Genomic DNA, 17654 nt, shown 5'->3' on the forward strand with positions numbered 1-17654 from the left:
TACTGTTCGAAATTCAGAGTATCGCCAGTCCCCGACACTCCCCAGGTCTTCGAACCGCGCGTCTCAGATACGCGAGTTTGGGTCGAATTTCGGGCCCGATATCGAACCTTGCCCCCATGATGGGAACAACGTTTACGCAGGCCAGGCACTTTAATCGGTCAATAGAGGATACAATGCGAACCGTATCCTCCTGTGCCACAATTCTTTTCAAATCCATGAACGTGTCTTACGCTTTGCGGCATGACGATCAGCGAATACGGCAGCGCACCTTCAGGGACGTCGGAAACTGCCCGTGAGGCGAGGGCTCACTTGTCCCTCGCCTCACGGGCCGCGCGCATCCAAGCGGAGTCATCATCAGCCGTCACTCACGGCGCGGCGCCGAGCGACGAACACAACCATGGCGGAGAGGACACAATGAACGACCCTGAGGACACAATGCCCGGCAACGACCAGTGGTGGGACGACGAACAGACCTACAACGACACGGCGGTCTACCGGTCTGCATGGCTGCTGCAGCTGCCGTTCCCCGCCGAAACCCGCTCAGCCGGCGGCTACCGGCTCGGCGTGCACCTCGAGTACGAGTCCGACATCAACCTCACATCGAGCCTGTCTCTGGCGATCTGGAACGAACTCGCCATATCGCTCTCCGCCCAAGAAGCTGGCGACCTCGCCGCCGCCCTGCTACGCGGCAAAGGCATCATCGACGCCGAGTTCGACGCCGGCCTCGCCCTACTCACCGAGGACGGCACCGCATGACCACCGACCAATGGGGACTCAGCCACGGACCGGCCACCTACGTCGGACTGCTCGAGCGACAGTCGCTGCGCTGCCGGATCGTGCGCTTCCGCAAAGACAGCGTGGTCGTGCGATGGGCCGACGGCACCACCGACACCGTCCATCCCGACAACCTGCGACAGGACCCAGCATGAGACCCGCAATCCAATCCCGCACCAGCCTCCTCGACACCTGGTCACGCCCGATCGACCGTTGGGCTGATCGCTCCCGCGCCGGCGGAACCGCCGAATCGACCGTCCGGACCCGCTGCACCTGCCTACGCAACCTCGCCCGAGCCATCCAGGACGACACCGGCGACCCGACGCAGGTGACCGCCGAGGTGCTGCGCCGCTACATCGACGCCCGCACCTGGCAACCCACCACCTACCGCAACAACGTCAAGGCCATCCGCGCATTCTTCCGACACCTCCACGAGCAGGGCATCATTCCGGTTGATCCCGCCCGAACACTGCCAGTAGCGATCGGCGCGGCCGGTGACCAGCGCTTGCGGGACCGCGCATCCGCCAACCCCGAACGGCCGCTCACCGGCCCTGCACCACTCCCAGTCCCTTCGGCGTGGGCGTCGTGGATGGAGAGCTATCGCCGCTACATGCGAGCCGGCGGACAGACATCTCCCTCGGTGACCACCCGCATGCAGCAACTCGGCACCCTCGCACGCTGGATCGACCCCATCGAACCCGGCGAGGTCACCCTCGACGACCTGATCGACTACATGTCCGAGCGCGACGACTGGAAACCCGAGTTTCGTCGGTCCGTGCGAGGCAGCATCCGCGCGTTCTACGCGTGGGCGGTCGTCGACGGCCGCATCGAAACCAGCCCCGCCAATCACCTACCGCGCGTGAAGGCTGGCCAGAGCGATCCCCGACCAGCCAGCGAGCGCGCATACGCCGACGCCTTCACAGGCGCCGAGGAACGCATCAGGCTCATGATGCGGCTGTCCGCCGAACTCGGGCTACGCCGCGCCGAAGTCGCGTGCGTGCATGCCAGAGACCTCACGCGCGCAGACGAGGGATGGCAGCTCCTCGTGCACGGCAAGGGCGAGAAGGACCGCATGCTGCCAGTGCCCGACGGTCTGGCCGCGGCGATCCGAGCCGAGCTCGACGGGCATGTCCGCTATCTGTTCCCCGGCCTGGACGACAAAGGCCATCTGTCGCCGCGCCGCGTGGGTGAACTGGTCCGCCGACAACTCGGCGACACGTCGACCACCATGCATCAACTGCGGCACCGCTTCGCGACCCAGGCGTACGCGACGAGCCGCGACCTACTCACCCTGCAGCGACTGATGGGTCATTCATCGGTCGCGACGACTCAGCGTTATGTGGCGATCGATGACTCGACGATGCGCGCGGTCGTCAACGCCGTGTCGCAACACGGTCCGCGTCATCTCAACATCGCAGGCTGATGAGGGCGAATCATGACCACCACGGTTGAACCCACCCACATCGATCGGTGGGCTACCCACATGTACGCCGAAGGCAAGACTCGGCGCACCGTCCAAGACCGCACAGGAACAATGCGGAGGTTCGAACGCGACAGCGGAATGTCCCTGCTCGACGCAACAACCGGCGACCTCGCGATGTGGCTCGGTCGACCCGATCGTGCAGCGGTCACCAAGAGCGTGTTCCACTCCCACCTGAAGATGTTCTATGTCTGGGCCATCGGCCAGCACCTGCGCGAGGACAACCCGATGACGACCATCAAGGCCCCGAGACGTCCGCCCGCGCATCCCCGCCCGATCGCGCCCGAGCAGTACGAGCATCTCGTCGACACGGCCGACCGAGCCGACCTCAAGGCGATGCTGTTGCTGGCAGGGCTCGCTGGTCTTCGGGTCGCCGAGATCGCCCGGTTCGCTGCACGCAATCTCAACCTCGGCACCAAGACCATCGAGATCGCCGGGAAGGGCGGCGGCCGCTACGTCATTCCCGCCCACCCGCGACTGATCGAGCATGCCAAACAGATGCCCGCCTCTGGGTATTGGTTTCCGTCGCAACGTGCACGCCACCTCGGTGGCCGTGAGGTCAGCATGCGGCTGCGCCTGCACATGCTTCACAATGGTGTCCCCCACACGACCGCCCATCAGTTGCGGCACACATTCGGCACCCGACTGGTCAACGAAGGCGCCGATCTGCGAGTCGTGCAGGAACTGATGAGGCACGCGACGCTGCAGACCACCGCGATCTACACCGCTGTCTGCGACGAGCGGAAACGTTCAGCAATCGACCGCCTATAGATCAGATCATCCATTTGGACGATTCCAGGCAAACACGTGATCGCCTGTCGGGCCTCGCGATTACGATCCCGCTCGACCTACTCGGATTGGAGAACCCCCACTATGACCGGACCCGCTCTCAACCTCGTACCCATCCGCAAGCAAGGCGCCTGGGGACTGTGGTGGCTGTGCGTCATCACCTTCGGCATCTACTACCTCGTCTGGTACCACCGCATCAACCGTGAACTCGCTGCTTTCGTCCGCGAGGATCACGCCGCGTGGGGTCGCTGGTGGTCGCAGATCATCCCGTTCTACGGGCTGTACGGGCTGTCGAAGACGGCCAAGCGTCTCAACGACGCGCACGCGATGATCGGGTCGCCGACGCGGGTGTCGCCGGTGATGACGTGGCTGTGGTCGGGTCTCTGGTTCGCGTCGACACCGCGGTATGTGCAGCGGCGGATCAACACCCTCGCCGACATTCAGGCCAGCCATCAGGTCACCCGCCCCGCAGCAGCCTGACGGCGCGGATCGGGTCTCAGCTTCACGGGTCTTGACCGCGAAGTACGCCTGCGCCGCCGCCACCTCCGCCTTGTTCGGATCGCCGTTCATGGCCACGAGGTACGCCGCAAATCGTGTCAGTTCGAAGTTCTCCGCGTCTGGCCCCGGAGACCCGGTGACTTTGCGGGATACCGCAAAGTCACGATCGACGTCGTGCCCCTGGTTGCGAGCGGCTTTCATCGCACGAGTGAGCGGTACAACAAAGTTCCGCCAGGCGCTGTATCCCATCAGCGGCATTAAGTCACGAGCCGACCAGTACTCGGTGCCGCCCTCTCGCGTCTGACGGATCGCGTCGAACGCGCGAGCACAGGGAGTGGGTGACAAGCTGTCACTGACTCCCCTTTGCGTTGGAGGTCACCCCCCGCGGTTCCCCAGGTAGAGAGAGCGATCACTTGCCGCGGCGGGTGTTCACTTCTCGCATCCTGGCGGCGAGGTTGGCCCTGTAGCCGTGCCGCCACGCGACCGCCAAATGCCCGCGCCCAGTGAATGGATTCACGGCACCCACCTGGGCGCGGCGACCAGCATCACGGGCCGCGAACATCTCCGCAGCACTCGGCCGGTTCACACCGCCGCATCCTCGGTGAACATCTCCGAAGAGAGCTCATGGGCGCGCTGACAGTCCAACGCTCGCTGCACCTGAGCCGGATACCAACGGGCGTTCCCCGACCCGGTACGGACGTCGTCGGCCATCAGCCCCGAGGCGATCGCCCGCAGACTCTGCCCACGCGACGCCTCGCCGATGATGCGCCGCAACACATCGTCACCGAGCGCAGTCGGCTTCCCGAGGCGCACCCCAGCCGCCTTGCGCGCCGCCAGAGCGTCCCGAGTCCGCTGCGAGATCATGCCGCGCTCAAGCTCGGCGAACGTCATGATCATGTGCGCGGCGGCCCGGCCGTGCGGCGTGCTGGTGTCGGCGGCCATGTCGCAGGTGACCAGCTGCCAGCCCTCGCGGGTCGATCGGTCCAGCAGAGCCGCAGCGTCGGTCATCGACCGCGACAGCCGGTCCAGCTTGGCGGCCACCAGGATCGCCGCCTTGCGGTCACGCACCGTGGTGAGCGCGTTCGTCAGGCCCGGCCGCTTCGCCGGAGCAATCCCACCGGAGATGTCGTCGACGTCCCAGCCAACGATGGTCCATCCCTGCCGCTGCGCTTCCGCTTCGATCGTCGCCCGCTGCGCGGCGAGGCCGGCACCCGATGCTGCCTGTTCTTCGGTGGACACGCGCACGTAGGCGACAGCAGTGTTCGGCGGTGCAGACGCGGCGTTGCGACGGCGGCGGCCGGGGATTGGGTTGGTGGGTGCACTCACCACCCCACTGTAACACTGACGGTCGTCACCGTTACGTGTTACGGGGCCACTGTTACGGTTCGCGGTCAGCGACGGCACGCAACGCGAGGACTGCACCTTCGATCCGTGTGGCCTCACGTTCAGTTGCCTTGACCTCGCCGGCCTCGATCAGCGTGAGTATCCGCTCAAGGTATTCGGCCACAGTTACGGCGGTGGCGAGCCGTTGCGTGGGCGGGCCGGTGAAGGCCGCGCCCAGCGCCTCGGCCGCGATCGAGCGTGGTGTGTCCACGTCGGTCACGCTACTCACGATGCTGATCACCCCGCTCGTACGACCGGTGCGCCGGCGCCGACGTAGGTCCAGGGCGAGTCGATGTCGGCTCGGCGGTAGAGGTAGTGCTCGACCTGCTGCTCTGACAGCAGCTCTGACAGTGCCTCGATGGCGTCGCGGGACTCGATGATCTCGACACCCTGCTCACCGAACATCAGCTTCCACAGGTTCCGATTCATGACGTGAGTTTCCTTCCGATAAGTCCGGTCTAGGTGTTGGGGATCGCGGAGAACCGCAGCCTGCCTGCGGTTTCGATGTACGTGTGGGCCGGTGGCTGCTCAGCCGCGCGTGCCCGATCGACCGCGGCGACCTTGCCCGGGTCGGTCGGGAACCGATCGCCCGGCCAGGGCAGCAGTTCCTCCGCCGCGTCGACGATCGCGGTAGTGACGTACTCGAAAGGGCACAGGACGTCGCCATCAGCAGCCTGTTGCCAGTAGCGAGCGCCGTCGATGAACTCACGGAGCGCGTCGCGCACTTGGCCGTCCAACCGTTCCCACGTACCGGTGTCCGAATCCCAGGTGTGGAGTATTCCGAGGATGCGGGCGATGCCGCGCCCTTCGCTGGTGTAGCACTGCTCGGCGACCCACACCTGGGCGACCGACAGCGGTTCGAGCGGAGAAGGCAAAGCGTTCTGTTCGCCACGGCGCGCCCACGTGGGTGGAGGGTCGGTCGGGCGGGTGCGGATCGGCGCATCTGCTGGGGCGCGGTAGAAGGTGCGCAGGATCTCGCGAGCAGCCTGCTCGAGTGCGTCGAGGCGGCCACGGAGACGGTCGGTGGGCCATCCGGCAGCCGCAGCGTGTTCGGCGAGCTGTGCGCGGAACTCAGCGGGCCGAATCGGCTGCCACGTGTAGTAGCGGCTGCGACGCACTGGGGTGCCGTGTCCGTCGGAGCTGACACCGGCTGCGTGAGCCCAGGCGGCGGCGAGTTTCCACGGGTCGAACCGATGCGGCGCCTCGGTGGGCGGGGCCGGCTCCACGGCCTGTTCTTCAGTGTCAGCGTTGCTGATCGGGTGTGTTGGGTCTGTCATGGTGGGTTGGCCTCTCGAGTGTCGGCGGAAGATCATCGGCAGCTTTCGGGGTCGAAGACGGACCGGCGGGTCGCCGGATAGGTGTGCTGCGCGGACGCGGTCAAATTGCCTCGACCTGGTGCATGGCCGGCTTCGACGATGCGCGACAGCGCTTCTCGCAGAACGGTGACGAGGTCCGCGTCGCTCTGGATAAGAGCTGCAGCCACCCCGATGGTCTCGTCGATCTGCTGACGCGTCCGAGCGACGACGAGATCGCTGGCGAGCGCTGCGCCAACCTTTCCCGGATCGTGGCGGCCTTCGGCCGGTGTCTTGTGTGTGGGTGTCCTGACGATGTGACTGTTCATAGGTGGTCGTCCTGATGTCGGCTGCATCGTTCTCCGTCGTTGTTGACTGCTTGCTGGCAGAGGCGGCCGTACCGGGTGGGTGCTCCGCATCGGCTGGTGATGATTGGGGCTAGGTGCTGGCGGTGTGTTCCGTATATGCGGCGTCGTGCTGCTCGAATTGATATGGCGTTCTGGCGTGCCTGGGGTTTGGGTCTGCCATGTTCGTCGAGGTTGTCGAGGTCGATGAACTCGTCGGTCACTTCGCCGTCGGTGGTGTAGCTCGGTATCGCGCTGACGTGGTCGAGCCAGGGTTCCTCGACGCGGCAGCGGTCGCTTTCGATGGCGGCGCGCCTGCGCATGTCGGCGAGCTTGGCGGGCTGTTCGCGCTGTGCTTCCTCGATTTGCGCGAGGAGTTGGCGGGCTGCGGCAGCGCCTTTGTTGATGAGGTTCATGTCGGCGGCGTGCTGGTCGGTCATTTCGGGTTCCTTTCGGTGGTGATGGCGCCGAGGATTTCTCGGGCCGGAGGGTGTTGGAGGTAGGTGACGGCCCGGCGGAGGGCCGCGAGGGACCAGCGGCCGAGGAGTCGGTGGTTGCACCAGTGGCAGAGCAGGCCGCGGACGTCGCCGGTGGTGTGGTCGTGGTCGACTGCGAGTCGGCGGGAGCGGGTGGGTTTCTTCCAGCAGATGGCGCAGCGGCCGCCTTGGGCGATGAGTAGGCGGTCGTAGTCACCTGGGTCGAGGTCGAAGTCGCGGACGACGCGGGTCTGGTGTTCTCTGGCGGCGACGATCTTCTGGCGGGTGCGGTGGTGTTCGAAGCAGCGCGGCCCGGGCCATCGAGCTTCGAGTGTTGATTCGGGTGGGCAGTCTTTGCAGCGGCGGGGAGTCGTCATAGCCGACCTGCCGATTCTTCCGCTGTTGAGGTCGATCTCAGTCGCAGAGTCTCATCCCGGGCCACCCTAAGGGTGGTGGCCCGGTGAGACTGAGACCGTTTCGGTGAGATTCGCGTGAGACCTGCGTGAGACTCGTGAGACATCAGCGGCCACCCATCTGCTGACGACCCAGCTCGGTACCGACGTATGCTGGCCGCTTCTCGGTCCCGATGTTGCGGACAAAACCTTTGCCTTGCAGCGTTTTTAGTGCTCGGAAGACTGATGCCCGGCTGGCCTCTGACAGCTCGATCAGGACGCTGGTGGACAGTCCTGCGCTGGTTGGGGCGGTCTCAATGGCGTCCCACACTTTGGTCTCACTGGCCGTGAGATTTTGGCCTTGAGTCTCATCGTCGATTGAGACTGTTACGAGGGTGCGACGTGCGGTTTCTCTGACACCGGGCATCAGGTCCTGAGACACCGTGTGGTGCACCATGCGGAACTGGTGTTCGCAGCCTGACGGGGCGTCCTTGTGCTTCTCGCACTTCACTTTCGCGATGAGGTCGGCGCCCTCCATGCGTAGGTCGGTCCACACTCCGCCGTCCCAGGCGGTGGAGCCGCGCGGGTTGGTGCCGTTGCGGCCAGCGTGGTGGATCGCGAACACTGTGCAGCCGGCCGCGGCTTGGATTCGTTCGGCCGCGGCGATCGCTCGACCCTGCTCGGTCGCGCTGTTCTCCTCGAGCCCGAGAGTGCATTTTGCGCGGGTGTCGAGGACGACGAGCCCGGCGCCGACTTGCTGCGCAAGTTCGCAGGCCTCGGATACATCGACGACGTCGTTGAGTTGGATCGGGCAGGGCAGGACGTAGAGCTGCCCGTCGAGGCGGGCCGGGTCGTAGCCGGAGAGCTCGCACCATCCGAGGATGCGCGCTCGCAGTCCGGACGCGCCCTCAGCTGCGACGTACACGACTTTCTCGGCGGCGGGTACCGCGTGGCCCTCCCAGTTCTCTCCCAACGCGATGGAGCAGCTCATGGCGATCGCGACGAACGTCTTGTAGCTGCCGGCGGTGGCGGCGAGTTGGGCGAGGGTGTCGCGGTAGAGCAGACCTTCGAGCAGCGGGGTCGGCGGTTCGAGGTCGGCGAGCTCTGACACGGTGAGCAGGCGATCTCGGAGCGGGATGCGCCGCGCCGCGGTCGACTCTTCCGGTTCGTCGGTCAGCGGCGGCACACCCGCGTACGGATCGTCGGGCTCGGATCGCTCGAGGATTTCGCGTGCGACCGGCGAGTGGTTCGGTTTCACGCGATCACTCCCCCGCGGTCGGCGACCAGCGCCGCGAGGTCCCGGTCGCTACCGCCGCGACGCCATAGCGCGCGGGCCACGGGCGCGGGAAGCATCGGCGTGAGACCCGCGGCGAGTAGCGCATCGACGGCGTGCGCCCATGCGTCCACCGCCGCGAGGGACGCGTCGTTTTCGCACCGATGAGGCCATGGGTCGACAACTCCCTCACCGCACGTCGGGCATTCGCCGATCGCGAGATACGAACGCGCTTCGCCACGTCGGCGGAGACCGGCGGCGAGTTCCCGGGAATTGTCGGTGTCCCGATTACACTGGTGGATACGCGTCGTCGAGTCGTGTGTTTCCGAAAGGGTCCCGGTTGCCTCGGGGCCCTTTCGCTGTGTCATGGGCATGGGTGTCTCCTGGTGGTGGGAGAACCCGGCCCACGGCCAGCAGTTCGATTGCGTGAAGCGACAGAGACGCAGGTCATCTGCGGCGGTTATCGGAGACTCTTCGGATCGGTGACGTTGTCCGCCAGCCACTCTCGGACATCTTCGGGTCGATAGCGGACAGACTTCGGGCCGATCTTCAGGTAGCGAGGTCCGCGGCATTCGCTGCGCCACCGAGCAAGGGTGGCGAGATGCACATGAAGAAACTCCGCGCAGACTTTCGGAGTCCAGACTTCATCATCGGTCCGATTCGCGGATGCGCTTGCGGCTAGATCGGTTACGGGCATGGGTGACCGCCTCAAAATCGAGGTTGATCGCCCGGCCCACGGCCAGCAGCGCTAACACCCGCAGCCTAACGCACCTTGTCGCTCTCACCAAGTAACCTTTGCTTAGTCGTGTCGGAAGGAACAGGCGAATGGCGAGACGACGCTTCGAGATCGGCGAGATCGGCAAGGTCACGCGCACCCAGCTCGAACCCGGTAAGTGGCGAGCGAAGTGCCGTGTTCGATGCCGCGATGGCCGTATGCGTCTCGTGCAGTCCGACGCTACGTCCGGTGCCCGGGCGGAGGCCGCCGTCGTCAAACGGGCAGCTGAGGTGGCAGTCTCGTGTGGCCGCGGTTCATCAGCTGCGCGGACATCTGAACTCGTCCCGACATCCACAGTGAGTGCACTGGGCGCGAACTGGATCGCGCGGATCGAGGACCAGGGCAAGGTGGCGCCGCAGACGATCGCCGAGTACAGGCGATATCTGGGCCTGATCGACAGTGGCGTCGGCGCCTTGCAGCTTCGCGAAGTCACGCCCGGCGCACTCGATTGGTTCGTCTCGCACGAGGCGCCGGAACAGGCGAGCAAGGCGCGCATGCTGCGGATGGTGTTGCGCGGCATGTTCTCTCTGGCGATTCGCATGGACGCATACGAGGGTGTGAACCCGGCGACCGAGGTATCTGTCGCGGAGTCGAAACGTGAAGCCGTCCGAGCACTCACGCTCGACGAGCTACGCGCCTACCGAGAGCGGGTCCGAGAGTGGGAGCAGGACACCGACCGCAATCCGCGCCAAGGTGGGCGTCGGCGAGCCCGCGGAATGCTCGATCTCGTTGACATCCAGCTGGCGACAGGTGCACGCATTGGCGAGTTGCTCGCGTTGCGCTGGACTGACATCGACCTGGAGGCCGCAACGCCCACTGCGACGATCAGCGGAACGGTCGTGCGCCTGCCGGGGCGGGTCGCCGACGGCGGCGGCCTCGTGCGTCAGACGCACCCGAAGACCGACGCGGGATGGCGAACGGTGACGCTGCCAGGATTCGCCGTCGCCACACTGATGCGCGTGAAGGTGTCGGCACAGCCGAACCCTCACGACGTGGTTTTTCCGAGTGAGCGCGGCACTCTGCGGGATCCGCACAACGTTCGCCGGCAGTTGCGGGATGCGCGAGGCGATGAGTTCGAGTGGGTGAAGCCGCACACCTTCCGCAAGACCGTGGCCACCCTCGTCGAGCGAGAGGCTTCGCTGGCTGACGCGGCCGCCCAGTTGGGTCACTCCGGTACCGAGGTCACGACCCGTCACTACGTCCAGCGCGCACAGATCGCCCCCGACCTGACACGAGTGCTCGACCTGCTGGCACCAACCACCGACAGCTGACGACGAGAGGAACAGGCACGTGCCCATCGAATGGAACTCAGGCTGGGAAGACCAGCTTGCGAACGCGATCGGCGGACAGCTCAACCAGGTGGGTGCCAGCCTTCAGAGCATGCTCGAGACCGTGTCCCACGACTTCTCCGGACATCCAGTCGATGACGTCCGATCTGCGCTGGCATCGAGGTGGGCGGAGGCGACCGGCGAGGCCTTCGCCGAGCCGGGCCTGACCGCCGCTGCCGAGGCCGTGAGCCGCGGCGGCCGAATCGTGATCGAGTCGGGAAGCGTCGTCGCGTACGAACCTGGCGAGTAGCTACGCGATCCAACACTTATCCATCACTTTCGCATCCATCTGCCGCTATCAATCACTATCTGATATGACCAGGGACGTTGCGATCCGGCGAGGTCAGACGCAACATTCGCAACATTCGATAGCGACAGATGGACGGGCCTCGGCAAGAATAGGTCAGGGGTTCGATTCCCCTGGGCGGCTCCACCTGGGACCAGGGTCCCACCGCCAAACGTCTGCCGATCACCGGATCCCGGCCGATGCGCCCCGATCAGGGGTGGTCGAATCCTCGTCGACCGAGTCTTCGCCCGCTGCGCCGAGCTTCTCCCCCTCGATGTCCACACGCGGGATGAGGCGATCCAACCACTTCGGCAGCTGCCAGGCTCGGTCGCCGAGCAGAGCCAACACGGCCGGGATGAGCGTCATCCGGACGAGGAAGGCGTCGAAGAACACCGCGGCAGCCAGGGCGAAGCCCATCGCCTTGATGAAGGCCAACTCCTGCAGCATGAACGCGGCGAACACCGAGATCATGATCGTGGCAGCGGCCGCAACGACTCGGGCGCTGTGGGAGAAACCTTCCGCGATCGCCTCGCGCGCACTACTGCCGTGGACATACGCCTCACGCATCCGCGACACCAGGAACACCTGGTAGTCCATGGCGAGACCGAACACGATCCCCACCAGCATGATGGGGAAGAAGCTGACCAGCGGCTGCGGCTCGACGAGTCCGAACCATCCGTCCGAGAACAGCGCGATCGTGACGCCGAACGTGGCGCCAACGGTCAGCAGGAACCCGACGGCAGCGGTCAGCGGCACCAGAATCGATCGGAAGACCACCATCAACAGCAGGAACGCCAGACCGACGACGATGATGACGTAGGGCAACAACGAACTCGACAGCCGGTCGGAGATGTCGATCTCGATCGCGGTCTGACCTGTGACACCGTAGGTGAGACCGCGTTCGGCGACAGCGGATTCCATACCACGCAACTCGTTGACCAGGTCGTGGGTCGACTGGTCGGTGGATGCGCTCTCCGGGATCACGGTGATGATCGCGGTGTCGCGGGCCTCGTTCAGGCCGTCCGCCCCGATGACCGCATCCGCCACGTCGTCCACACCGCGCACCTGCTGCAGCAGTTGATCGAACTCCTGCATCCGTTCGGTCGGATCGGCAATGCCCTGGCCGTCGACCACCATCACCAGCGGCCCGTTGTATCCCGCACCGAACTCGTCGGCGACCATTTCGTAGGCCTGCCGCTCCGGCGTCGACGGGTCCGCGGTCCCATCACCCGGGAGTGCCAGTCTGAGCCCGGAGATCGGAATCGTCAGGATCGCCAGAAGGACGACCACGGCAACGGTGACCACTGCCGGACGGCGCATGACCAGTTCCACCCAGCGTCGGCCGTTGTGGCGGCGTTCGACCTCGTTCGGGGCGACGTCGGGTGCGTTGAGGAATCCCAGCCGACCGCCGAATGCCCTGCCGCCGAACAGTGCGAGTACCGCAGGCAGAAGGGTGAGCGCCACTGCGACGGCCACGGCCACCGTGCCGGCGGCCGCGATACCCATCGCCGTGAGGAAGGGAATGTTGACCACGGCCAGCGCGGCCAGCGCGATGAACACGGTCAGCCCGGCGAAGACCACCGCCGACCCGGCCGTGCCCACAGCACGGCCGGCCGCCTCTGCGCGGCTCGCCGATCGGTGCAGCTCGTGGCGATAACGCGAGAGGATGAACAGCGCATAGTCGATGCCCACCGCGAGGCCGATCATCGTCGCGAGGATCGGTGTCTCCGAGCTGAGTTCGAAGAAGTAGGACGCTGCACTGATGCCGAGCATGCCGACGCCCACGCCGACGATCGCGGTGATCAGCGGCATCCCCCAGGCGACGAGGGAGGCGAAGGTGAGGATCAGCACGATCGCCGCCACGGCGACGCCGAGCAACTCGGAGACGAACGAGATCTCCGGTTGAGGGAGCGCGGTGCCGCTCATCGCGACGTCGAGGCCGGCGGCGCGTGCATCCTCGGCGGCCTGTTCGATCTGCTCATGCGTCGATGCCGGCACGTCGGCGTAGCTGTCGAAGACGAAGCTCGCGCCGATCTGCGCCGCGGTGGCGTCGGCAGTGATCGGCGAGGTGATCTGCGCGTCCTGCTGGGCCTGTCCAGGCGTGTCGCCGAACGCCTGCTCGTGGAAGGTCACCACCTGCTGCCGGGCGGGCCCGGGAGCGTCGGCGGTGCCGTACATGGTGAACGGATTGACGACTGCGTCGGCTCGCACGCCGTCGATACCCTTGATGTCCTCGACGAGACCGTCGATCGCTTCCTGGTACAGCGGCTCGGTCAGCGGCGCACCGTCAGGGGTCCGCACCACATAGGTGATGCTCACCCCCTCACCGAATTTCGGCTTGTCGGGGAACCGCTCCACCATGGTGTTCTGGGCCTGCTCTGAGGGAATCCCCGGGATGGAGAAGCTGGTGCTCGCCGGCTTCGACATCACCGCGGCCGCCGCCGCCAGCACGATCAGGGCCAGCACCCAGACGCCGATGGTCGCGAATCGATGCTGGTAGCACCAGCGCCCGATCCGATAGAGGCGTTCAGCCACAGGATTGCTCCTCGCAGTAGTCGTAGTGGTCGTGGTCAGGAGTGACGGCGATCGGGGATGTCACTGGCAGCCGCGCCCGGCACCGGGTCGGCCATACCGGCTGCCGTCTGCCGGAACGCCGTCCTGAGGGTGTCAGCGATCTCGGGGCGCGGCTCTGGCAGGTCGGCCCAGTACTCGAGGGCCACACGCGCGGTGGTGAGCGCGCACTCGATGGCGAGGCGTCCGAACAAGCCGCGCCCGTCGTAGCCGCGGGTCCGGCACAGCGAGTCGAAACGCTCGTCGATGGCCTCGGCCGCGAGATGGGTGCTGTGGTGGGCGACGAACGACGGCTCGGTCATGGTGATGCGGAAAAGCGCGACGATCTCGAGGGGATCCTCGGCACCTTCCATGGTTGCGGCCTCACTAATGCTGTATTCCATTATCTGCCAGAGACTCGTTCTCAGGCCGCGATTCGGCGTGGGCGATGATCCGCGTGATGAGGTCATCGATCAGATGGATGATGGCCTCGACCTTGTCGGAGAAGTAATTGTGGAACGTGCGTGAGGAGACACCCACCTCGGCGCACACGGAATCAATCGTCACGCGGTCGAGACCGTCCCTGGCGGCCAGTCTCAGAACGGCGCGCGAGAGCGCCGTACGGGTCTCCGCCTTCTTCGACTCGCGCAGGCCGGGAGCAACAGTCATGCTTCCAGCGTGCCGTTCTTTCCGCCGAGTGCAAAGTTTCTGGCGAGTGCAATATTCGCGTGATCCGCCACTTCGCATGAGTTTTGTGAGCGCCGTCACTTTCTACGCCGCGGCGATTTCCCCGACGGCCATTCTCGGCGCCATCACCTCGGTCGTCGCCGTCCGGCGCGGCATCGCAGATATGACCCGCCTTTGAGCGGTCGACCTCGAGGGCCCGCAGGCGGCACATTTTCGACCTCCCGGTTTGCCTATAGTGGGATGCAGGACGTCGATCGCATCGGAGCAGGTCGCCGGGTAAGGAGCGAGGACATGTCTGACTTCATCAACAAGATCAAGGAAGAAGCCAAGGCCTTCTCCGCCGCGGTAGACCAAGAACTGACCGTCCTCGAGGGTGTCGACGGGTACGACCCGCTGCGCGAGGAAGACGAGACGTCCGATGACAACAGCGCCGGCGACGCCCCCTCCGACGACACCGAGGGCGGCGGTACCCCCGTCGCGGAGTAGACCCGCGTGGTCGCCCGTCGGCTGCCGGATCTGGCGGCGCTCGATATCGTCGTCACCGTCGCACGATCAGGCAGCATGGGTGCAGCCGCCCGCGAACTCGGAATCAGCCAGCAGGCAGTCAGCGCTCGGGTGCGCGGACTGGAACGCGAACTCGGGGTCGAGATCTTCATCCGCTCCGCCGGCGGCGTCGACGTCACTGCCAACGGCATGGCAGTGCTCGAGTGGGCCAACGCCCTGGTCGAGCGCGGCGCCCAGTTCATGACCGGCGTGGACGCCTTGATCGACGCCCGACATGCCACACTCGTGGTGGCCGCCTCAAAGACCGTCGCCGAATACCTCGTCCCCCGCTGGATCTCCTCCCTCACCCACCACACCGACGTGAAGATCTCGGTACGCCCGATGAACTCGGCCGAGGTCATCGAGACGGTTCACGCCGGCGACGCCGACCTCGGGTTCATCGAGAGCCCCGGCAGCACCGGCGATCTGACCGATACGCTGGTCGCACGCGACGAGCTTGTCGTCGTGGTCGCACCCGGACACGCGTGGTCGAACGGGCGAACCGTCGACATCGCCGAACTCGCTGCGACACCGCTGATCCAACGCGAACCCGGTTCCGGTACCCGCGTGACCTACGAAGCGGCTCTGCAGGATTCGGGCGTCAGCCCGACCGAACCGCTCATCGAACTACGGTCGGTGACGGCGATTCGATCATCGGTGCTGACGTCCTCCGGTGCAGCTGTGTTGTCACGGTTGTCGGTCGACGACGACATCGAGGCGGGTCGGCTGGTGCGGGTCGAAGTCAACGGCCTACAGATGATCCGCCCACTGCGCGCCGTGTGGTCATCGAATATCCGGCTGCGCGGCCCGGCCCGCGACCTGCTCGACATCGCTTCGAGCCACAAGTCAGCGACCCATCATTCCAACGGATGATTGCACCGGTTGCCCATTTTGAGAGACACTCGCCTTACTGGTGGCACAGCACACGACGAGCAGGGGTCTCGGTTGAATGGGAATGCGCGTGTCTCCAGAAGCGTTGATTGCGCACGGGATGGCTACCATGGCTGCTGCACATGACATCTCATCTCTAAGACGGTGCGGGAAGTACTGTCAGGTTCCATTATGGAACGATACCGAGCAACTCAGACTCAACGTATACGCAAACACAACCGATGCACCCGTCCCCGACTACTTCAATGGGCGGGTTGCCGAAATCGTCTGGGGTAGATTCCTCGGAAATGTAGTGTCGGCGTTGGCGTACTGATGACGACGACACTGACCCGTGCTCCACGGTCGCGCACCGCCGCACTCGTGCCCCCCGTCTTGTACCTCGGGCTCATCTACTACTTCTACGAGCCGGACGCACTGAAGATCGCCCTGATCTTTCCGCCAACCTTCCTGTGGTGGCCAGGGATCCCCGCTGCTCTACTCGCGGCGTCGTGGGCCGTATCGGACAGAACTCTCGCCGCATGGAAGCCCGAGCTCTCCGGTGAAGTCCGATATATCATCGGCGCATACTGTGCCGCTGTGTCGACCCTCGCAGTCGGCTTCGTCGTGATGCGACTGGCGGGCGGGTCCGCGAGTCAGAACATCCTGGACATCTACGTCCCGTGGGGAGTGGGGATGGTACCGGTGAGCGCAGCGGCAGCGTGGGCGTGGGCAAAGCTGGCCGACGAGCACTGAGTGAGTGGGCTTCCGCCCAGCACCTCAGCTTCCCGTCCGACCCGCGTGATTACTCACCGCTTGAGATCCGGATTCTCCGCGTACACCTCCTCGATCAGCGACATGTCGAAGATCTGCTCCGGTTTGATGGAGTAGCCGGCCTTCTCCAGGGCGATGATGTTCTCCTCGATCAACCCGTCCGTCATCGTCAGCAGGCCGTTGGCCTCGGTGTCCGGGGACACGACGAGTCCGTTCTGCGCGATGGCCTCCTTGGTCTGCTCCTCCTCCTCCAGACCCAGGTCGGCGCCGTACTTGGTGACCGCCAGACGGGCCGACCCGGCCGGGTCGGCGACCGCGTCGTACCAGCCCTGGATGTCGGCCTTCAGGAACGCCTTGACCTTGTCGCGCTCGTTGTCGATGGTCTCCTGACGCACCACCAGCGTCTCGGCGACGAGCGGCAGGTTGAAATCAGCGAACAGGAAGTTGGCATTGGGGAATCCACTGGCCTCCAAGGTGATCGGCTCGTTGGTGACGTAGCTGACCCACCCGTCGACATCTCCGGTGGTCAGTGGCGTGGGGTCGTATTGGACGGTGATCTTCTGCACGTCGGACTCGGTCATGCCATTGGCCGTGAGCAACGCGGCAAACACGTTCTCGTTGGATGCCTGCACACCGATCTTGCGGCCCTTCATCTCTTCCGGCGACAGGATCGGGTTCTCCGCCGACGACACGATGCAGAACGGGTTCTTCTGGAACGTCGCGGCGACCGTCATCAGCTGGGCACCTTGCAGGATGACCGGCGCGGTGAGTTGCGGGGCAGTCATGCCGATCCACACCTTGTTGGACGTCAGGCCGGTCTCCACCCCGGTGCCGGCACCACCACCGGTCAGCAACTCCGGGGTTCCGAGTCCTTCGGCCTCGTAATACCCATTCTCCAATGCCCAGTACTCACCGGCGAATTCGATGTTCTTCTGCCACGACAGCTGAACCTTCGGATTCATCGACGAGGCGGTGCCCGAGTCGTTGCTCCCGCTGCTGCACGCGGCCAGCAGCCCGGTCGCACCGAGAGCTCCGACAGCACCGCCGGCGGTCAACGAGTACCGCAGAAACGACCGCCGGTCGAAGGTGGCGCGTGAAAACGAGTTACTCATCTGTTCCCTTTCCATGTCCCCCCGGATGATC

At 65.3% G+C, this 17654-nt stretch carries 23 protein-coding genes and 1 pseudogene; 10 read left to right on the forward strand and 14 right to left on the reverse strand.

Annotated features, from left to right (window positions below; all coding sequences use genetic code 11):
* The first annotated feature begins 414 nt into the window (after positions 1 to 414).
* The 5 genes from ACIGKQ_RS16515 to ACIGKQ_RS16535 all read left to right on the forward strand — a co-directional run bounded on the left by ACIGKQ_RS16515 (position 415) and on the right by ACIGKQ_RS16535 (position 3523).
* Positions 415 to 756 (forward strand): hypothetical protein, encoded by a 342-nt coding sequence (locus ACIGKQ_RS16515; protein ID WP_287016310.1) that lies wholly within the window; start codon positions 415 to 417, stop codon positions 754 to 756.
* Entirely contained in the window at positions 753 to 929 is a 177-nt protein-coding gene (locus ACIGKQ_RS16520) for a hypothetical protein (protein WP_287016311.1), read from the forward strand. The genes ACIGKQ_RS16515 and ACIGKQ_RS16520 overlap by 4 nt, the downstream gene beginning before the upstream one ends.
* On the forward strand, positions 926 to 2197 hold the full coding sequence (locus ACIGKQ_RS16525) for a tyrosine-type recombinase/integrase (RefSeq protein ID WP_287016312.1): 1272 nt from the start codon (positions 926 to 928) through the stop codon (positions 2195 to 2197). The genes ACIGKQ_RS16520 and ACIGKQ_RS16525 overlap by 4 nt, the downstream gene beginning before the upstream one ends.
* A 12-nt stretch (positions 2198 to 2209) precedes the next feature.
* Positions 2210 to 3025, forward strand: a complete 816-nt coding sequence (locus tag ACIGKQ_RS16530; RefSeq protein WP_287016313.1) for a tyrosine-type recombinase/integrase — start codon at positions 2210 to 2212, stop codon at positions 3023 to 3025.
* A gap of 102 nt (positions 3026 to 3127) precedes the next feature.
* The gene (locus ACIGKQ_RS16535) at positions 3128 to 3523 is read left to right on the forward strand and encodes a DUF4234 domain-containing protein (protein WP_287016314.1); all 396 of its coding nucleotides are present in this window, start codon (positions 3128 to 3130) and stop codon (positions 3521 to 3523) included.
* A gap of 111 nt (positions 3524 to 3634) precedes the next feature.
* On the opposite strand, the pseudogene ACIGKQ_RS16540 reads toward ACIGKQ_RS16535, so the two are convergent.
* From ACIGKQ_RS16540 to ACIGKQ_RS16585, 10 genes and pseudogenes are all read right to left on the reverse strand, one after another.
* A pseudogene (locus ACIGKQ_RS16540) lies at positions 3635 to 3799 on the reverse strand (phage antirepressor Ant); the annotation flags it as partial.
* Positions 3800 to 4123: 324 nt separating this feature from the next.
* Positions 4124 to 4867 carry a recombinase family protein gene (locus tag ACIGKQ_RS16545; RefSeq protein WP_287016315.1) on the reverse strand — a complete coding sequence of 248 codons (744 nt, stop codon included), beginning with the start codon at positions 4865 to 4867 and terminating at the stop codon, positions 4124 to 4126.
* Between the two features lie 52 nt (positions 4868 to 4919).
* Complete coding sequence (locus ACIGKQ_RS16550; protein ID WP_287016316.1) at positions 4920 to 5144, reverse strand: hypothetical protein; 225 nt, start codon at positions 5142 to 5144, stop codon at positions 4920 to 4922.
* A 17-nt stretch (positions 5145 to 5161) separates the two neighbouring features.
* Positions 5162 to 5353 carry a hypothetical protein gene (locus ACIGKQ_RS16555; protein WP_287016317.1) on the reverse strand — a complete coding sequence of 64 codons (192 nt, stop codon included), beginning with the start codon at positions 5351 to 5353 and terminating at the stop codon, positions 5162 to 5164.
* 29 nt (positions 5354 to 5382) lie between these two features.
* Complete coding sequence (locus ACIGKQ_RS16560) at positions 5383 to 6201, reverse strand: hypothetical protein (protein ID WP_287016318.1); 819 nt, start codon at positions 6199 to 6201, stop codon at positions 5383 to 5385.
* 32 nt (positions 6202 to 6233) lie between these two features.
* Positions 6234 to 6545 carry a hypothetical protein gene (locus tag ACIGKQ_RS16565; protein ID WP_287016319.1) on the reverse strand — a complete coding sequence of 104 codons (312 nt, stop codon included), beginning with the start codon at positions 6543 to 6545 and terminating at the stop codon, positions 6234 to 6236.
* Positions 6542 to 7000: a hypothetical protein gene (locus tag ACIGKQ_RS16570; protein WP_287016320.1), complete on the reverse strand. Its 459-nt coding sequence runs from the start codon at positions 6998 to 7000 to the stop codon at positions 6542 to 6544. Before ACIGKQ_RS16570 ends, ACIGKQ_RS16565 begins: the two co-directional genes overlap by 4 nt.
* Positions 6997 to 7413, reverse strand: coding sequence for an endonuclease VII domain-containing protein (locus ACIGKQ_RS16575; RefSeq protein ID WP_287016321.1), 417 nt, complete (start codon positions 7411 to 7413; stop codon positions 6997 to 6999). The genes ACIGKQ_RS16570 and ACIGKQ_RS16575 overlap by 4 nt, the downstream gene beginning before the upstream one ends.
* Positions 7414 to 7555: 142 nt before the next feature.
* Positions 7556 to 8686, reverse strand: a complete 1131-nt coding sequence (locus ACIGKQ_RS16580; protein WP_287016322.1) for an AAA family ATPase — start codon at positions 8684 to 8686, stop codon at positions 7556 to 7558.
* A complete protein-coding gene (locus tag ACIGKQ_RS16585; RefSeq protein WP_287016323.1) occupies positions 8683 to 8835 on the reverse strand; it encodes a hypothetical protein in 153 nt (50 codons plus the stop codon). Before ACIGKQ_RS16585 ends, ACIGKQ_RS16580 begins: the two co-directional genes overlap by 4 nt.
* Before the next feature lie 691 nt (positions 8836 to 9526).
* On the opposite strand from ACIGKQ_RS16585, the gene ACIGKQ_RS16590 reads away from it, so the two are divergent.
* Positions 9527 to 10747, forward strand: coding sequence for a tyrosine-type recombinase/integrase (locus ACIGKQ_RS16590; protein WP_396574489.1), 1221 nt, complete (start codon positions 9527 to 9529; stop codon positions 10745 to 10747).
* Between the two features lie 19 nt (positions 10748 to 10766).
* Positions 10767 to 11054 carry a hypothetical protein gene (locus ACIGKQ_RS16595; protein WP_287016325.1) on the forward strand — a complete coding sequence of 96 codons (288 nt, stop codon included), beginning with the start codon at positions 10767 to 10769 and terminating at the stop codon, positions 11052 to 11054.
* Positions 11055 to 11273: 219 nt separating this feature from the next.
* Here ACIGKQ_RS16595 and ACIGKQ_RS16600 read toward each other — a convergent pair whose 3' ends face one another.
* From ACIGKQ_RS16600 to ACIGKQ_RS16610, 3 genes are read right to left on the reverse strand one after another with little or no spacing between them, the layout of a single operon-like run.
* The gene (locus tag ACIGKQ_RS16600; protein ID WP_287016326.1) at positions 11274 to 13625 is read right to left on the reverse strand and encodes an MMPL family transporter; all 2352 of its coding nucleotides are present in this window, start codon (positions 13623 to 13625) and stop codon (positions 11274 to 11276) included.
* Between the two features lie 35 nt (positions 13626 to 13660).
* Positions 13661 to 14044 (reverse strand): hypothetical protein, encoded by a 384-nt coding sequence (locus tag ACIGKQ_RS16605; protein ID WP_287016327.1) that lies wholly within the window; start codon positions 14042 to 14044, stop codon positions 13661 to 13663.
* Positions 14028 to 14309, reverse strand: a complete 282-nt coding sequence (locus tag ACIGKQ_RS16610) for a TetR/AcrR family transcriptional regulator (RefSeq protein ID WP_287016328.1) — start codon at positions 14307 to 14309, stop codon at positions 14028 to 14030. Before ACIGKQ_RS16610 ends, ACIGKQ_RS16605 begins: the two co-directional genes overlap by 17 nt.
* A 309-nt stretch (positions 14310 to 14618) precedes the next feature.
* On the opposite strand from ACIGKQ_RS16610, the gene ACIGKQ_RS16615 reads away from it, so the two are divergent.
* The 3 genes from ACIGKQ_RS16615 to ACIGKQ_RS16625 all read left to right on the forward strand — a co-directional run bounded on the left by ACIGKQ_RS16615 (position 14619) and on the right by ACIGKQ_RS16625 (position 16493).
* Complete coding sequence (locus ACIGKQ_RS16615; protein ID WP_287016329.1) at positions 14619 to 14813, forward strand: hypothetical protein; 195 nt, start codon at positions 14619 to 14621, stop codon at positions 14811 to 14813.
* Between the two features lie 6 nt (positions 14814 to 14819).
* Positions 14820 to 15743, forward strand: a complete 924-nt coding sequence (locus ACIGKQ_RS16620; protein WP_287016330.1) for a LysR family transcriptional regulator — start codon at positions 14820 to 14822, stop codon at positions 15741 to 15743.
* Positions 15744 to 16073: 330 nt separating this feature from the next.
* Positions 16074 to 16493, forward strand: coding sequence for a hypothetical protein (locus tag ACIGKQ_RS16625; protein WP_287016331.1), 420 nt, complete (start codon positions 16074 to 16076; stop codon positions 16491 to 16493).
* A 53-nt stretch (positions 16494 to 16546) separates the two neighbouring features.
* Here the strand turns inward: ACIGKQ_RS16625 and ACIGKQ_RS16630 are convergent, their stop codons facing one another.
* Positions 16547 to 17623, reverse strand: a complete 1077-nt coding sequence (locus ACIGKQ_RS16630; protein WP_396574490.1) for an ABC transporter substrate-binding protein — start codon at positions 17621 to 17623, stop codon at positions 16547 to 16549.
* Positions 17624 to 17654: the final 31 nt, after the last annotated feature.

The sequence above is a fragment of the Gordonia sp. NPDC062954 genome, assembly GCF_044543825.1.
Classification (GTDB): Bacteria; Actinomycetota; Actinomycetes; order Mycobacteriales; family Mycobacteriaceae; genus Gordonia; species Gordonia tangerina.

Excerpts from the sequence above, each read along its gene's own strand:
- ACIGKQ_RS16515 (WP_287016310.1), top strand. The coding sequence starts at position 415 with ATGAACGACCCTGAGGACACAATGCCCGGCAACGACCAGTGGTGGGAC.
- ACIGKQ_RS16520 (WP_287016311.1), top strand. The coding sequence starts at position 753 with ATGACCACCGACCAATGGGGACTCAGCCACGGACCGGCCACCTACGTC.
- ACIGKQ_RS16525 (WP_287016312.1), top strand. The coding sequence starts at position 926 with ATGAGACCCGCAATCCAATCCCGCACCAGCCTCCTCGACACCTGGTCA.
- ACIGKQ_RS16530 (WP_287016313.1), top strand. The coding sequence starts at position 2,210 with ATGACCACCACGGTTGAACCCACCCACATCGATCGGTGGGCTACCCAC.
- ACIGKQ_RS16535 (WP_287016314.1), top strand. The coding sequence starts at position 3,128 with ATGACCGGACCCGCTCTCAACCTCGTACCCATCCGCAAGCAAGGCGCC.
- ACIGKQ_RS16555 (WP_287016317.1), bottom strand. The coding sequence starts at position 5,353 with ATGAATCGGAACCTGTGGAAGCTGATGTTCGGTGAGCAGGGTGTCGAG.
- ACIGKQ_RS16560 (WP_287016318.1), bottom strand. The coding sequence starts at position 6,201 with ATGACAGACCCAACACACCCGATCAGCAACGCTGACACTGAAGAACAG.
- ACIGKQ_RS16565 (WP_287016319.1), bottom strand. The coding sequence starts at position 6,545 with ATGAACAGTCACATCGTCAGGACACCCACACACAAGACACCGGCCGAA.
- ACIGKQ_RS16570 (WP_287016320.1), bottom strand. The coding sequence starts at position 7,000 with ATGACCGACCAGCACGCCGCCGACATGAACCTCATCAACAAAGGCGCT.
- ACIGKQ_RS16575 (WP_287016321.1), bottom strand. The coding sequence starts at position 7,413 with ATGACGACTCCCCGCCGCTGCAAAGACTGCCCACCCGAATCAACACTC.
- ACIGKQ_RS16590 (WP_396574489.1), top strand. The coding sequence starts at position 9,527 with ATGGCGAGACGACGCTTCGAGATCGGCGAGATCGGCAAGGTCACGCGC.
- ACIGKQ_RS16605 (WP_287016327.1), bottom strand. The coding sequence starts at position 14,044 with ATGGAATACAGCATTAGTGAGGCCGCAACCATGGAAGGTGCCGAGGAT.
- ACIGKQ_RS16610 (WP_287016328.1), bottom strand. The coding sequence starts at position 14,309 with ATGACTGTTGCTCCCGGCCTGCGCGAGTCGAAGAAGGCGGAGACCCGT.
- ACIGKQ_RS16615 (WP_287016329.1), top strand. The coding sequence starts at position 14,619 with ATGTCTGACTTCATCAACAAGATCAAGGAAGAAGCCAAGGCCTTCTCC.
- ACIGKQ_RS16625 (WP_287016331.1), top strand. The coding sequence starts at position 16,074 with ATGACGACGACACTGACCCGTGCTCCACGGTCGCGCACCGCCGCACTC.
- ACIGKQ_RS16630 (WP_396574490.1), bottom strand. The coding sequence starts at position 17,623 with ATGAGTAACTCGTTTTCACGCGCCACCTTCGACCGGCGGTCGTTTCTG.